13 protein-coding genes are annotated in these 13063 nt (G+C 64.0%); 1 reads left to right on the top strand and 12 read right to left on the bottom strand.

The genetic code is table 11. The annotated features are described in order from the left end of the window. Positions 1–49: 49 nt before the first annotated feature. The 7 genes from ACRTG1_RS09815 to ACRTG1_RS09845 form a co-directional block, all read right to left on the bottom strand. Entirely contained in the window at positions 50–1102 is a 1053-nt protein-coding gene (locus ACRTG1_RS09815) for an ABC transporter ATP-binding protein (protein WP_113153062.1), read from the bottom strand. Between the two features lie 3 nt (positions 1103–1105). After that, positions 1106–1909, bottom strand: coding sequence for an ABC transporter permease (locus ACRTG1_RS09820; protein WP_113153063.1), 804 nt, complete (start codon positions 1907–1909; stop codon positions 1106–1108). Beyond that, positions 1902–2723 carry an ABC transporter permease gene (locus ACRTG1_RS09825; protein WP_113153064.1) on the bottom strand — a complete coding sequence of 274 codons (822 nt, stop codon included), beginning with the start codon at positions 2721–2723 and terminating at the stop codon, positions 1902–1904. Before ACRTG1_RS09825 ends, ACRTG1_RS09820 begins: the two co-directional genes overlap by 8 nt. A gap of 121 nt (positions 2724–2844) precedes the next feature. Then, the gene (locus ACRTG1_RS09830) at positions 2845–3879 is read right to left on the bottom strand and encodes an ABC transporter substrate-binding protein (protein ID WP_113153065.1); all 1035 of its coding nucleotides are present in this window, start codon (positions 3877–3879) and stop codon (positions 2845–2847) included. A gap of 79 nt (positions 3880–3958) precedes the next feature. Next, on the bottom strand, positions 3959–4435 hold the full coding sequence (locus ACRTG1_RS09835; protein ID WP_113153066.1) for a DUF3830 family protein: 477 nt from the start codon (positions 4433–4435) through the stop codon (positions 3959–3961). Between the two features lie 115 nt (positions 4436–4550). Further along, entirely contained in the window at positions 4551–5309 is a 759-nt protein-coding gene (locus ACRTG1_RS09840) for a gamma-glutamyl-gamma-aminobutyrate hydrolase family protein (RefSeq protein WP_283799757.1), read from the bottom strand. Positions 5310–5443: 134 nt separating this feature from the next. Next, complete coding sequence (locus ACRTG1_RS09845; RefSeq protein ID WP_206547893.1) at positions 5444–6169, bottom strand: phosphoribosyltransferase; 726 nt, start codon at positions 6167–6169, stop codon at positions 5444–5446. Positions 6170–6314: 145 nt separating this feature from the next. Between ACRTG1_RS09845 and ACRTG1_RS09850 the strand changes: the two genes are divergently transcribed. After that, positions 6315–7484: a M20 aminoacylase family protein gene (locus ACRTG1_RS09850; RefSeq protein WP_113153068.1), complete on the top strand. Its 1170-nt coding sequence runs from the start codon at positions 6315–6317 to the stop codon at positions 7482–7484. Between the two features lie 176 nt (positions 7485–7660). On the opposite strand, the gene ACRTG1_RS09855 is transcribed toward ACRTG1_RS09850, so the two are convergent. Genes ACRTG1_RS09855 through ACRTG1_RS09875 form a run of 5 tightly spaced genes read right to left on the bottom strand, consistent with a single transcriptional unit; the run spans position 7661 to position 12991 of the window. Continuing rightward, positions 7661–9439, bottom strand: coding sequence for an adenine deaminase (locus ACRTG1_RS09855; RefSeq protein WP_432516183.1), 1779 nt, complete (start codon positions 9437–9439; stop codon positions 7661–7663). Continuing rightward, positions 9436–10353, bottom strand: coding sequence for a nucleoside hydrolase (locus tag ACRTG1_RS09860; protein WP_432516184.1), 918 nt, complete (start codon positions 10351–10353; stop codon positions 9436–9438). The genes ACRTG1_RS09855 and ACRTG1_RS09860 overlap by 4 nt, the downstream gene beginning before the upstream one ends. A gap of 16 nt (positions 10354–10369) precedes the next feature. Then, positions 10370–11395, bottom strand: a complete 1026-nt coding sequence (locus ACRTG1_RS09865; RefSeq protein WP_113153070.1) for an ABC transporter ATP-binding protein — start codon at positions 11393–11395, stop codon at positions 10370–10372. Beyond that, positions 11388–12167: an ABC transporter permease gene (locus ACRTG1_RS09870; RefSeq protein ID WP_025030355.1), complete on the bottom strand. Its 780-nt coding sequence runs from the start codon at positions 12165–12167 to the stop codon at positions 11388–11390. The genes ACRTG1_RS09865 and ACRTG1_RS09870 overlap by 8 nt, the downstream gene beginning before the upstream one ends. Next, positions 12164–12991 (bottom strand): ABC transporter permease, encoded by an 828-nt coding sequence (locus ACRTG1_RS09875; protein WP_113153071.1) that lies wholly within the window; start codon positions 12989–12991, stop codon positions 12164–12166. The genes ACRTG1_RS09870 and ACRTG1_RS09875 overlap by 4 nt, the downstream gene beginning before the upstream one ends. Positions 12992–13063 lie beyond the last annotated feature (72 nt).

Below are 13063 nucleotides of genomic sequence, written 5' to 3' on the forward strand. Positions count from 1 at the left end.
GTTTTCAAAACTGTATGTGAATGCGTCCGGCAGAACGCGGCCGAAGCCGCTATTCCCCTTCGGACAGAACGCGCAGGCGCGCCGGATCGATGGCGAGGCCAACCGTCTCGCCGCGCTCGAAATCGAGATCGTGCGGGGCCAGAACGCGGATTTCTTCCTTGCCGATCTGGATCACGTAGCGATTGCGCGCGCCAAGATAGACGCGGGTGCGCACCTTGCCCTCGATGACGCCCTCGCCCTTCGGCTTGATGGCCACATCTTCCTGACGCAGTGCGACGACGGCCGGACCTCGGCGCGTTTCGTCCTTGCCGACCGGCAGGGTCTGCCCGTCGGCAAGTGTTGCCACCGGCCCGCCAGCTTCTTCGGTAATGTTGGCCGACACGAGGTTGGCCGCACCAAGGAAGCTCGAAGCGTAGCCGGTGGCGGGTTGGGCGTAGATCTCGCGGGGAGCCCCCTCCTGTTCGATCTTGCCCTTGTTCAGAAGAATGATGCGGTCCGAGAGGCTGAGCGCCTCTTCCTGATCGTGCGTGACGAACAGGGTGGTGAGGCCGAGACGCTTGTGGATCTCGATGAGCTCGACCTGCATGTCTTCGCGAAGCCGCGCGTCGAGATTGGACAGCGGCTCGTCGAGAAGCAGGATCTGCGGACGCGAAACGATGGCGCGGGCGAGCGCCACGCGCTGCTGCTGGCCACCGGAGAGCTGGTTGGGCCGGCGGTCGGCCAGATGGCCGAGCTGCACGGTCTCCAGCGCATCGCGCACCTTGTCGCGCTGCTCGTCAAGCGTGCCGATGCGGCGCATGCGCAGCGGGAAGCGGACATTCTCGGCAACGCTCAGATGCGGCAGAAGCGCGTAGGACTGAAACATCATCGCGATGTCGCGCTTCTCGGGCGGCAGGTCGGTGACGTCGCGCCCGCCGATCTCGACAGTGCCGGAAGTGACGCTTTCGAGACCCGCAACGATGCGCAGAAGCGTGGTCTTGCCGCAGCCAGAGGAGCCCAGAAGGCTGACGAACTCGCCGGATGCGATATCGATGGAGATGCCGTGAAGAACCTCGACCGGGCCGAAGGATTTCTTGATGGCGTTGAGACGGACTTCAGCCATGGATCAGGTGCTCGCGAAACGGTGCAGGCCAAGCATCCGGTCGATCACGAAGATCAGAAGGACGGTCAGGCCGATCATGATGGAGGAAACGGCAGCCACCGACGGGTCGGGGCTGAATTCGAGCTGGCCGTAGATCTGCACGGGCAGCGTGGTCATGCCGGGCTTGCGCAGGAACAGCGCCAGAACGGCCTCATCGAAGGAGATGTTGAAGGCGAAAAAGGTGCCCGCCGCAAGGCCGGGAAGGCACTGCGGAAGAACCACCAGCCGAAGCCGCTGGAAACGGCTCGCGCCCATGGTCTGCGCCGCTTCCTCGAGGAAGGGATTGGATTCCGACAGAACCGCCAGCGTGGTGCGGATGACATAGGGCGTGGTGATGATCGTGTGGCTGACCCACAGGGTAAGCACCGACACCGGCCCGAAGATCGCGCTCCACAGCATCAGCATGCCGATGGCGTAGATGATGGTGGGCAGAACCAGCGGCGACAGAAACAGCGTCGAAAGCAGGCCCGAGAAGGGCAGCTTGCGCCGGTGGAGCGCGATGGCCGCCGCACCGCCCACGAGACAGGAGGTGACGGTGACCAGAAGTGCCACCTGGATGCTGATCCAGGCCGCATTGAGATAGGCGTCGGACGACAGAACCGCCTCGTACCAGCGCAGCGAGAAGCCCGTTGGCGGGAACGAGATGAACTGGCTTTCCGAAACGGACACACCAACGATCACGACCAGCGGCGCGAGGAGGAAGATGCCCGTCAGGACGACGAAGGCGACAGCGCCGATGCGCAGCGGAGTGGAAACGGCTCTAACCATTGGAGCGCCCCGAAAGTCTGGCATAGGGCATCAGGAGAACGATGATGCCGAGGAACAGGATGACAGCCTGGGCTGCGGCGAAGGGCCAGTCGAGCGTCTGCGTGACCGAACGGTAGATGGACGCGGCCAGAACCTGAATGCGGGCGCCGCCCAGAAGGTTCGGCGTGACGAACGAACTTGCCGAAAGCGTGAAAACCAGAAGCGAACCGGCGACGATGCCCGGCACCGAAAGCGGCAGGACGACCGTGCGCAGGGTCTTCAGGAAGGAACAGCCCATGGTGCGCGCCGCCTCTTCAAGCCGGCTGTCGATGCGGGTGATGACGCCGAGGATCGACAGGGTCATGAAGGGCAGAAGCACCTGCACCATGCCGATGACGATGGCGGTCTCGGTCTGCATCAGGCTGAAATTGCGCCCGACGAGGCCAAGGTCACGCAGGACCTCGGGCACGAGGCCGCTGCGGCTCAGAAGCACCATCCAGCCGAAGGTACGCACGACAACGGAGGTCATCAGCGGCAGGATCACCATGATGACCAGCCAGAGCCGCAGCTTCGGGCTGACATGCGCCATGATATAGGCCATCGGGAAACCGATCAGCGCGCAGATGAGCGTGATGATCGCCGACAGGCGCACGGTGCGCCACAGCACATTGAGATAATAGGGGTCGCTCAGGAAGCGGGTGAAATGGGCCAGGGTCAGCCCGTTCTCGCCCGAGACAGACAGCATCAGCATCTGTGCAATCGGCACGAAGAAGGCGAGCACCAGGAGCAAGAGGCCCGGCAGGATCAGAAGCGAGTTTTCCGCGCGGTCTGTCATGGTCGTCCTTGTTTCAGCTTGCATTGGACCGGTGAAGGCCCAGCGGGTTTGGCCGCGCGAATGTGCAGGCGCAAGGCGCGGCGCCGCAAGGGGATGCGACGCCGCAATTCAAGGTTTCGCCTTAGCGGGCGATGGTGCGGTTCCAGGCATCGACCCAGGCCGAACGGTTGGCCTCGATCTTGACCGGGTCAAAACGGATGAGGCCCTTCACGCCCTCTTCGCCATAGGCGACGTCGGCGGCGACTTCACCGGCAAGCTCGGTCTTCGCGTTGGTCGGCGAGTAGCGCAGCTTCTCTGCGAAGCAGGCCTGCGCCTCCGGCGAGATCGACATGTCGATCAGCTGGACGGCGAGATCCTGGTTCGGACGGCCTGCTACGAGGTTTGCCGTGATGAAGCTTGCCGGCGTGCCTTCTGCACCCTGGGTGAAGGCGGTCGGCAGACCGGCCTTGCGCAGCGTGTAGGCGTAATCGGAAGCGTAGGCCGCGATCCAGGCGTCGTTCTGGGCAAACTCCTGCTGGATTTCCGGCGAGGTGGAAACAACGATTGCGCCATTTTCGAGCAGCTTGGTGACTGCATCGAGACCCGGCTGAATGTTGTCGAGATCGCCACCATTGACCTGGTTGATCATGAGGAAGCCGAGCATGCCGTAACCGTTGGAAATGTCGGTCAGGACGATGTGGTCGGCATAGGCCTCGTTGGAAAGATCCTTCCAGGCAGTCGGCTTGGGATCGGCAGCTTCGTCGTTGTAGAGAAGGCCGATCGCAGCGATCGAGTAGGCCGGACCTTCACCCTTGGCGAGGTTGGCGCGCGCGAAGTCATAGACATCGGCGGCGTTGGTCAGCTTGGCTTCGTCGATGGGCGACAGGAGGCCTTCTTCGGCAGCCACGATTTCCTGACCACCGGAGAAGTGGATGACATCGAACTGCGGAGCGTTCTTCTGCGCGCGAAGCTGGGCGAAAGCGTCGGCGGAATAGGCCGTCACCACGCGCACCTGAGCGCCGGTCTTTTTCTCGAACGGGGTGAGAATGCACTCACGATGCGCTTCTTCGTAAGCACCGCCGAAGGAGTTGATCGTGAGCGTTTCGGCCTGGGCAAGCGCCGTGCCTGCCATCAGAGCGCCAACGCCGGCGACCGTGATCTTGGAAATCGTCTTCATGGCTGTTCCCTTGCTGTCTTTATGTTTGATCTTCTGGAAATTGGGCAGCCGGCCCCGAGAAGGGCCGGCTGCCGGATCATCAAACGATGCGGCCGATCTCGACCGTCTTCAGGCCTTCCTTGCGGATCAGGCGGCACTGCTCGGCGATTGCGTCGAGCCCTTCGGACATGTTTCCGAAGTAGGTGCACGGGATCCAGCCGGTCGGGCCGAACGTGCGGCCACCAACACCGTAGAACATGCCGATCTCCCAGAACTCGTCCGGATCGATCTTGAAGAAGTTCTTCGGCTGATAGAACCAAAGCATATCACCAGGCTCCGGGAGAACCGTCTGGTTTTCCGGCGGCAGGCTGGTCGGATCGAAGTTGCGGGCCTCTTCCGGCAGACCCATCATGATTTCCGGGCCGGAGAAGATGGCATGGCTGGCAGGAACCTGAATCGGCTTCTCCAGTGCACCCCAGATCGCTTCGCAGGTCTTGGGCGCGGTATCCCAATAAAGAGAAATGATACCCTTTACGTCTGCCTCGACGAATTTCAGATAGATATTCTTGTCAGTCATGAACCTAAACCCGTTTGTTACGCCCATATTTCAAGGCAAGGTCGGGTGCATGTCCAATCGCAATGCGGAATTCTGCCTATAAAGAAATTTTATCGCCAGTCAGATCAGAGCGCGCTTACGCCTGTGACAATCCCGCCGCACGACGCGCCGCCTCTCCGACGTAACGCCAAAACGCCAGGTCATGCGGCCGTTTTTCCGCTTCCCACTCGGGATGCCACTGCACGGCGAAGACCGGAGCCTTTGTCCCGGCGGCTGCGACAGCCTCGACAACACCGTCATGTGAACGAACGGCGGCGGAAAGCCCCTCGCCCAGCTCGCCAATGCGCTGATAGTGAACGCTGTTGATCTTCAGGGGACCGGAGACGGCGAGCGCCTTCTCATAGGCCGCACCCGGAACCACCTCGGCGTCATGCCCATAGGCGAACATGGCATCGAGATCGACGCCATCGGGCGCATGGTGCGAGAACTCCGGCGTGCCGGCATCACGCTCGTCGACAAGCGTGCCGCCAAAAGCGACATTGATTTCCTGAAGGCCACGGCAGATGCCGAACAGCGGCGTGCCGCCTTCTACCGCTGCATCGATGAGACGCGCGGTTGCGCTGTCACGCGCAGCATCCAGCATGCCGCGCTGCGCATGGGGCGAGCGATAGCGTGCGGGCGAGATGTTGGAATTGCTGCCAGTCAGAAGCAGGGCATCCATTCTGGGCAGGAGTGCTGCAACATCATCCGCATCGAGATTGCTGGGAAGGATGAGAGGCAGCGCGTCCGCGTGCTGCCGCACGGCGTTCAGGTAACGCTCCTTGACGATCTGGGCATTCTCTCCCTCCACCGCGCGGGTGCAGGCGATGACGCCGATGACAGGCAAAGCGGACATGAATTTCTTCCTTTCGGGAACTGGAAAACGGCAAATAGCGGCGAGGCTCATAACGCCTCGGACAACGCTACGAGAATAATACAACCGCGAAAAGCTTCTGGACCAAACGACCAGTCCAGAAATAAATCAACCCGCTATTCGGTCGCAGCCGGTTGTTCCGGCAGCCACCCGCCTTCGGGCGTTGGCGCAAGGGCCGGCGTTTCGAACACACCGACAACGCGGTCGCAGATGCCATCGCTCTCGGCCGAAAGCGCCTCGCGCCAGCGGCGCGTCTGCAACATGGCCGCACCGACGGCGACGGGCTCGATATTGCACAGTTTGAGGAGTTTCAGACCGGCGAGAATGGAGCTGCCGGTGCTGATGACATCATCCACCAGAAGCACGCGGCGCCCTTCGATGAGGGGCAGCATGCGGGGGTCCACATAAAGGCGCTTCTGCTGATCGGGGCTGGTGACGGAGCGCAGCGGAACCGAGCGCTCTTCCTCGTACCAGAACTTGCGCGACGTGCTGAGCGGCACATAGCGGCTGTGACCGAGCGCGCGGGCGACCTGCGAGGCGAGCGTCAGACCCAGCGTCGGTAGACCGACGACAACATCCGGTCTGAAGGCGGACGCCTTTTCAGCGAGCGCCTTCGCCAGCGCGTCGGAAACGGAGAAGCTCGCCTGGTTGACGATGAGCGAAGCCAGCGCCCGCTCCCCGCCTGAAAGAACGCGGATCGGGAGGCCGAGCTGACGCCCATCGGGCAGCTCTGCGGGGAAGAACCCCTTATGGCCGCCGCGCGGGGCGCGCTCGTAGGTTCCTGCCGGTTCGAGCTCCTGCCAGAATGCCTGGGGATCGATCTGGAAATCGGAATGCGTCATTGTCTGCCGAAAGGCCCCGCGTTAAGAATGAGCTGTTTTCACCTGGATTTCTGTTCCCGGACAGAGCGTATATCTCCACGCCGGCCGCCTTGTTGCGGAAGGCACCTTTTATCCGGGCAGACGCATAAATGGAAAGGGCGTATTGATGGCTGTTAACGAGGATGTTCGCGCGGAGATGGATTTTCTCGTCGCATTGCGGCGCGATCTGCACGCACATCCCGAGCTGGGCTTCGAGGAAGAGCGGACCAGCCAGATTGTCGCCGAGCATCTGACAGAGACCGGCATGAAGGTGCATCGCGGCCTTGGCGGCACCGGCGTGGTGGGCACGCTGACGGTGGGCAATGGCCCGCGCACGATCGGCCTGCGCGCGGACATGGACGCGCTCGCCATGCCCGAAACCGCCGACCGCCCCTACAAATCGACCGTGCCCGGCAAGATGCATGCCTGCGGGCATGACGGACACACGACGCTGCTTCTGGGCGCGGCGCGCGAACTGGCGCGGACACGCAATTTCTCCGGCACGGTGCACTTCATCTTTCAGCCGGCGGAAGAAGGCCGTGGTGGCGCAAAGCGCATGGTGGAAGACGGCCTGTTCGAGATGTTTCCCTGCGATGCGGTCTATGGCCTGCACAACATGCCCGGCCTCGACACCGACGAGATGGCCGTGGTGGCCGGCCCGCAGCTCGCCTCCTCCGACAGCTGGCAGGTGCGTTTTCGCGGCGTCGGCACCCATGGCGCAAAACCGCATCTGGGCAAGGACCCGGTGACGGCGGGCGGACATTTTCTCGCAAGCCTGCAGACGATTGTCGGCCGCGTGGTGGACCCGTTGCAGCCAGCCGTGGTGAGCGCCTGCTCGGTGCAGGCGGGCGATCCCAACGCGCTCAACGTGATCCCCGATTTCATCGACATCGCAGGAACCGCCCGCGCCTACACGCCGCGTGTGCGCGACCAGCTGGAAGAAGAGATCGGCCGACTGGCGAATGGTGTTGCTGCGATGTTCGGCATCGAGGCCGAATACCGCTTCATCCGCCGCATTCCGCCCGTGGTGAACAATGCGGATGCGACGGCGCGCGCGCTGGCGGCGGCGCAGGCCGTGTGCGGCGACAAGGTGCGCACCGACTTTCCGCCCTCGACGGCGGGCGACGACTTCGCGTTCTTCTCGCAGGACGTGCCGGGAGCCTATGTGTGGCTCGGCAATGGACCGGCAGTGGATGGCGCGCTGCACCACAACACGGCTTATGACTTCAATGACGGGGCAATCGGCACCGGCGTGAAGTTCTGGACGACGCTGGTGGAGCAGGAACTGGCCGCCTGATTTTTGATGAGGGGCGCGCGCCCCTCATCCGCCTGCCGGCACCTTCTCCCCGCCTGCGGGGAGAAGGAAAGCGCGGATTTTCTCTCGCTCAAAAACCAAGATGCAACTTCAAAGCCCCCTTCTCCCCGTTAACGGGGAGAAGGTGAGGATGAGGGGCGAGCGCCGACTTCTAAAACCTATCCCAGAACCTCGAGAACCGGTGTTTCCAGAACGGCGGGGCGGGCATTGTCGGCAATGCCGAGATCGGTCTGGTGCGGGCCGGCATTGCAGGCGAGCGTCGCGCCGAAACAGGCCTTGAACACCAGATAGGGCGGCTCCCAGTCGACAATGTCGTCCATGGCGGACCGCAGAGCCGCAAAGCCCGCCGCCACATCGGCCAGCGGCTCATCGGAAACGAGGCCCGACAGGGGCAGCGCCAGAGAGGCGACGATGCGACCGCCCTGCGCAACGGCCATGCCGCCGCCAGCCTCGATCACCCAGTTGGCCGCCGCCGCCACATCTTCCTCATTGCCGCCGAAGACCGTGACGTTGTGGCTGTCATGGGAAACCGTGGTGCAGAATGCGCCGCGCCACGCGCCCCAGCCGGTGAGATAGCCCACACGGGGAATGGCCGGCGCGCGGCCATGACGGTGGATGACGCTGATCAGCGTCGCGCCCTCGGGCGGCACGACGAAGCCATCGCGCACCGTTGTTTCGGCCTCGCCCCACTCGGTGAAGCGGGGCCGGTGAATGGTGGCGACGCGGACACGCTCCCCTTCCGCCCGGACGCGAAAATCATCGGGCGTGAAGGCGGGGCATTTGATCGAGCCTTTGAGCGGCGCGGTGGAATGCGCCTTCACCGGGGCGGTCAAAGCGCCATCGCGCGCGACCACAACGCCATTGGCGATGACGGCGGCGGCGCGGAAATTCTCCAGATCGTCAAACAGCGCGATGTCGGCGCGGCGACCGGCGGCGACAAGGCCAAGATCGGGGCGCGCGAGCCGGTGCGCGGCATTGAGCGTTGCGGCCTGAATGGCCCAGCTCGCCGGCATGCCGTAGCGCACCAGGCGGCGCACCACATCGTCAAGCCCGCCTTCGTTCAGAAGCGAGTCGGGAAAAACGTCGTCGGTGCACAGCGTGACCGTGGAAGGCAGCCGCCCGAGCGCGTTCAGCGCTTCGACGAATTCCGGCAGTAGGTGGTCGTGCGAACCGCGCATCTCGATGGCGAGGCCGGCACGCAGCTTGGCCATCAGATCATCGCCGGAGACGAGTTCGTGATCGGAGCTGACGCCGGCGGCCATGAAGGCGTTGAGGTCTGCGCCTGCGAGGCTGCGGGCATGGCCGAAGACGGGCTTGCCGCTTTCAAGGCCGGCCTGCACCACATCGCGCATGGGCGCGGTGCGGTCGATGACGCCGCGCATGTTCATGACCTCGGCAACGCCGCCAATGCCGGGACGCGCCAGCATGTCGGCAAGCTCGGCTCCGCCGAAATCGGCGGCGGACATTTCAAGACCGGGGGCTGCGGGAACGCAGGACGGCGCGAGCACGATCATGCGCAGCGGCAGACCGGCTGCCGCCTCCAGCGCCCATGAAACGCCGTCGAGCCCGTGCACATTGGCGAATTCGTGCGGGTCCCACTGAACGGTGGTGACGCCGCGCGGCAGGACGGCCTCTGCATAAGCGGCAGGCGTGATCATGGAGCTTTCCACATGCATGTGCATGTCGATCAGGCCGGGCGTGATGGTGAGCCCTTCCGCCTCGATGATCTCGGCTGCGTCTTCGCGCGCGCCCCGTTCGTGGACGCTGGCGATGAGCGCGCCGACAATGCCGATATCGGCGGGGCGCAGTTCGCCAGTCACCGCATCGAGCAGCGTGCCGCCGCGAATGAGAAGATCAAAACGCGCATCGCCGCGTGCGGCTGCAACGGCGCGGTCGCGCAGGGCGGCATTGTCGAGATCGCGGGGTTCGACGGTCATGAGCGGGCAGCCTCCACGAGGGCATCGAGCGCCAGCGCGCGAACGCGGGCGGCATCGGCGCGCATGCCCCACAGGGCGTTGGGTTTCACATGCGGGCGCTGGTCGACAATGGTGCGGCCGCGCGTGTGCGCGCCGGCAAGCTCCATCGTCACCTCCGCTTCTTCGAAGACGAAGGCGTCAGGCGCGACAAAGGCGGCGGCGGCGGTGGGATCGTAAAGCGCCATGGCGGGACGGCCGCGCGTGAGCGCGATGTCGACATAAGCGCCCAGAAGATCGGCCAGAATTTCGCCGCGCGGCGTGCCGGCGGCGCGCACGACATCGACATCTTCGGGACCGACGAGTACCTGGCGGCACAGGTCGAGATCGGCGACGCGCAGCGAAATGCCGCTTGCGAGAACGATGGCGACGGCCTCGGGATCAGCGAAGGCGTTGAACTCGGCGGACGCCGTGTGATTGCCGCGGGTTGCGCCACCGCCCATCCAGGTCACGCTATCGATCTTTGAAAGCAGATCCGGGCGGGCGAGCGACAGGATCGCGATGTTGGTGAGCGGCCCGAGCGCCAGGATTTCGCCCGGCGCATCAAGCCCTTCAAGCCATGCGGTCAGGGCCGCAAGCGCATCGGTGCGCGGCAGCGCGTCGGCTTGAGGAAGGCTGCGCCCACGGGTGGGAATGCCGGTGGGGCCGAGAACATGGGCGGGTGTTTCCACCCCGCCCAGGATCGCCCGTTCCGCGCCGGTGTGGATCGGGAACCGCCAGCCAAGCAGCGATGCGGCTCCGGCGGCATTGGCGCGCACCGCGTCCATCGGCGCGTTGCCGAACACCAGCGAGACGCCAGCGACCGGCTTCGACGAGGCGGCGACCATCATCACCGCCAGAATGTCGTCGAAGCCCATATCCGTGTCGATCCAGACCAAGGCGGACACTCCCTTTCTACATGCGTTCGAGAACGGCAGCGCGTTCCGGCGGCAGGTCGAAGGCGACCCGGCTGCCCGGCTCGAAAGCGGGTGCGGCGGCATCCATCTCGGCCTTGATGGGGCCGAGCGGGCTCTTCAGAAGGTATTCGCGCGAGCCGCCGGCAAAGGCAGCGCCAAGCACCTCGCCCTCAAAGCGCCCCTCGCCGAGGGTCACCATGTTGGGACGCCAGGCAAGACCGGATGCGCCGGCGGCGGGCTTTGCGGAAAGCTGCATCGCGCCGGCTTCGGTGCGAATGCCGTCGCCTTCCACCGGGAAGATGTTCTCGAAGCCGACGAAGTCCGCGACGAAGCGGGACTGCGGCCGGTTGTAGACATCCTCGGGCGAACCGACCTGCTCGATTGCGCCTTCCTTCATGACGACGATGCGGTCGGCCAGCGCCAGCGCCTCGTTCTGGTCATGCGTGACGAAGACCATGGTGACGCCGCTCTCGCGCTGAACGCGCTGCAGCTCGGTGCGCATTTCCAGACGCAGACGCGCATCAAGGTTGGACAGCGGCTCATCGAGCAGCAGAACCTTGGGCTCCATGACCAGCGAGCGGGCAAGCGCAACGCGCTGCTGCTGACCGCCTGAGAGTTCCGCCGGCTTGCGGCTGTGAAACCTGGAAAGCCCGACCATGGCGAGGCCGGCCTCGACCCGCTGGTTGATCTCCACCGTGGGAAGCTTTTTCAGGCGCAGGCCGAAGGCGACGTTCTCGAACACGGTCAGGTGCGGGAACAGCGCGTAGGACTGGAACACCAGACCGACATGACGCTTGTTGGCCGGCACATAGGTGATGTCCGCGCCATCCAGCGTGATCTTGCCGGACGCCGGACGCAGAAGGCCGGTGATGGCGCGCATGGTGGTGGTCTTGCCGCAACCGGAGGGGCCGAGCAGCGCAATCAGCTCGCCCTTGCGGATGGACAGGTTGAGGCTTTCGACCGCGACGGTCTTGCCGTAGGCGAGCGTCAGATTGCTCAGATCGAGATAGGTTTCATCAGACATAGCGGGAGAACCCCAGGAAACGTTCCGCGAGGAAAACGATGGAAATGGAGAGGAAGGCGAGCAGCGCGGCAAGAGCGGCCACCGACGGATCATAGGTGATTTCCATGTACCAGATCATGTCGATGGGCAGCGTGCGCACGCCCGGTCCTGAAAGGAAGAGCGACACCGGCACCTGATTGAAGCTGGTGACGAAGCCCAGAATGAAGGCCGCCAGAATGCCGCTCTGAATGTTGGGCAGCACGATCCGGAAGAAAGTGGCGACCCGCGAAGAGCCGAGGATGACCGCAGCCTCCTCGATGTCGCTGCGCAGATTGTCGAGCGAGGCCGAAACCACGCGCACCGCATAGGGCAGGATCAGCGCCGTGTGGGCGATGAACAGCGCCACGCCGACGCTGACATCAAGCGGGATCACCAGATAGCGCAGCAGCGCCAGACCGACGATGATGCCCGGCACGATGATCGGCGCGGAGACGATGGTGCGGATGGTCTCGCCGAAAGGCAGACGATAGCGCGAGGCGGCATAGGCCACCGGCACGCCAAGCACGAGTGCAGCGAGCGTGCCAAAGATGGCGAGGAACATGGAAAGCGCAAAGCTTGCCCTGAAACTCTCCACCTCGAACACTTTCATCACCCATTTGAGCGACAGGCCCTGCGGCGGGAAGGCGAGCGTTTCGCCGCCCGAAAGGGCCGCCGCGACGATGATGACGAACGGCCCGAGCAGGAAGATGAGGACGAGCGTCAGCGTGACGTAGGACAGAAGGCGGGAGGTCATCGCTTGTTCCTCGCGGTGGCCAGGCGTTTCAGAAGCAGGTTGGCGGAAAAGCTCATGACCATGAGGATCATGGCGATGATGCTTGCCGAGGCGAAGTCATTGGCGACGGTGACGCGCTGATAGAGCAGCGTTTCCAGCATCAAGACCTTGGAGCCACCGAGAATGGCGGGGGTGATGTAGGCCGTGAGCGAGCCGGTGAAGACCAGCGTGCCGCCGATGACGAGCCCTTCCTTGGTCAGCGGAAGGATGACCTTGACGAAGACCTGCAGCCAGTTTGCCCCCAGAACGCGCGCGGCGGGCACGGCATCCTTGGGCATGTTTTCCAGCGCACTGATGAGCGACAGGATCATGAGCGGCAGGAAGAGCTGCAGAAGACCGATGAAGACGGCCGTCTCGGTGAACAGGAACCGGATGGGCGTGTCGGAAAGACCGAGCCAGACAATGGTTTCGTTGACGAAGCCGGTGCGGCCCAGAATGACGATCCAGGCATAGGTGCGGGCGACGGGCGAAATCATCAGCGGCATGACGACGAGGCCGATCATGCGGCCACGCGCGGTGGGCGGCAGCGTGACGATGGAATAGGCCGTGGCATAGCCGATGACCGCCGACACGGCAGTCACGATCGCGCCGAGCTTCAGCGTGCGCCAGAAGACGGTGCGGTTCAGGTCGCTTTCAAAGAAGCTGGCATAGGACGCCAGGGTCCAGCTTCCCTCGGCGCGAAAGCCCTCGGAAAGCAGGATGCCCACGGGAACGAGAAAAACGATCGCCGCGAAGACCGCCGCAGGCAACGCCAGCGCCAGTCCTTCCATCCGATTCTGAAACATGTGTTGGAACCTTGTGTTGGGTTCAGGGGCGGGTCCTCCACCCGCCCCCGGACCATCGCATCAGCGTATCGG

The sequence above is a fragment of the Nitratireductor sp. PBL-C9 genome, assembly GCF_050877045.1.
GTDB lineage: Bacteria > Pseudomonadota > Alphaproteobacteria > Rhizobiales > Rhizobiaceae > Nitratireductor > Nitratireductor aquimarinus.